General features: G+C 40.7%; 2 protein-coding genes. Both read right to left on the bottom strand.

What is annotated here, in order from left to right; translation table 11 throughout:
- On the bottom strand, positions 1-353 hold a 353-nt coding region (locus ACRCJ0_RS12880; protein ID WP_431390680.1), incomplete at its 3' end, for a family 1 glycosylhydrolase.
- Positions 354-390: 37 nt separating this feature from the next.
- On the bottom strand, positions 391-1985 hold a 1595-nt coding region (locus ACRCJ0_RS12875), incomplete at its 5' end, for a glucose PTS transporter subunit IIA (RefSeq protein WP_431390679.1).

Below are 1985 nucleotides of genomic sequence, written 5' to 3'. Positions count from 1 at the left end.
TTTGGCTCTTTATCATCACCATTCGGGAAGATACGTGACCAAGCAATGGATAAACGGAAAGTTTTATAGCCCATTTCAGCATACAAGGCAATATCTTCTTTGTAGCGGTGGTAGAAGTCAGAACCCCAACGTTTAGGGTATAAGCCTTCTTGATCTTCTAATGCAAAAAGTACGCGCTCACGATTCATCGGTGCAGTGAAATCCGAAATATTCTTCCGGTCTTCCGGTGCCACCGCTACCGCTGTATCAGAGGTCGCTGGCCCACGACCTCCTTCATTCCAAGCGCCCTCAAATTGATTGGCTGCAGTTGCCCCGCCCCATAAAAATCCTTGTGGAAATGCCTTGTCTGTCATATAATCCCTCTTTCATTAAACCGTTAGTTACTTATATTTATGCAAATACTTCAATTAATTCGTCAGTAAAACCTACAGTGCCTGCTTCAGTTGTCGCCACATTGGTATAAGCCGGTGTATTGGTAATGATGACCGGTGTCGTTACTTGGTAACCTGCAGCTTTAATTGCTTCAATATCAAAGGATACTAACGGATCACCCGCTTTAACATGGTCACCTTGTGCCACGTGCGCTTCATAGAATTTACCTTCTAATTCAACAGTATCCATACCAATATGGATTAAAATTTCTACCCCATCATCTGTGATAAAACCAATCGCATGTTTCGTTGGAAAAAGGATTTGCACTAGTCCATCTGCCGGAGCTGTTACTAAACCTTCACTTGGTTCAATCGCAATCCCTTGTCCCATTGCCCCAGTAGCAAAAACTTGGTCATCTAGTGAACTTAAAGGCACGATATTACCTTGTAATGGACTATTTAAAATTTGATCTTTAGCATCTGACACACTAGCAGATACTAAGACAGGTTGGTCATCACTTGCAGTTACTTCAGTTGCACTAACTGTTTCGTCATCCCCATATAAAGTAGGTACTTTAACAAACATTTGTACTGCAAAGGCTAATACAATTGCGATTACGGTACCGATTGCTAGATGAATAACAGAATGGAATGAACCTGTCGCTGGGTCAATGTAAGCTGGATATAAGAAGATACCCATACCACCCATTGCATAACCAGTAACGTTAAAGATTGATAAGTAAACGCCGACAATACCTGAAACGATACATGAAATGATGAATGGTGTACGCATCGGTAAAGTGTAACCATAGATTGCTGGTTCAGTTACCCCAAAGACTGCTGAGATTAATGTAGGTAAAACACCTTTTTTGACTTTGTCTTCTCTTGTTTTAAGGTAAATAGCAGCAAGAACCCCAACTTGAGTGAAACATGGTAATACTGCGGCTGTCAGGATAACTGATGAACCATTTTGTGCCATATCCAAAATTGCAATTGGTACAAGACCCCAGTGCAAACCAAACATTACCATTACTTGCCATGCTGCTCCTAGAATAAATCCATAGATAATTGGGCTAAAGTCATACACTGCTTGGAAAGCAATTCCAATCCAATCAGAAGCTGTATTCGCGATAGGTCCTACTAATAAGAAAGTTAATGGAATAGTAACTAATAATGTAACCATAGGTACTGCGAATAATTTCAAGACATCTGGTGTGACTTTTTTCATAAATTTCTCGATCTTAGAAGCCACAAAGATAGCTAGTAAGATTGGTAATACGGTATTATAGTAGCCACCTGCTGGTAAGGTAAAGTTCAATCCGAAGATATTGGTTGCTTCAGTTAAGGATTCAGCTAATCCTGGATAAACTAAAGCACCAGCAATGGCTACTGCCGTATAAGTATTCATCTTGAATTTCTTAGAAGCAGAAACTGCTAATACCATTGGTAGGTATTGGAACAAGCCGTCTCCGATAGTGTTCATCAAGATATAAATACCTGATGTTGTATCTACACCAGTTGCCGCTAGTAGGGCTGTTACCCCTTTTAAGATACCGGCAGCCGCTAAAGCGCCTAGGAATGGTTGGAATAAACCGGAAACAATATCGATAAACC

It is taken from the genome of Aerococcus sp. L_32 (assembly GCF_050689315.1).
Note: the sequence above shows the minus strand (reverse complement) of the source record. Positions and strands in the feature narration are given on the sequence as shown.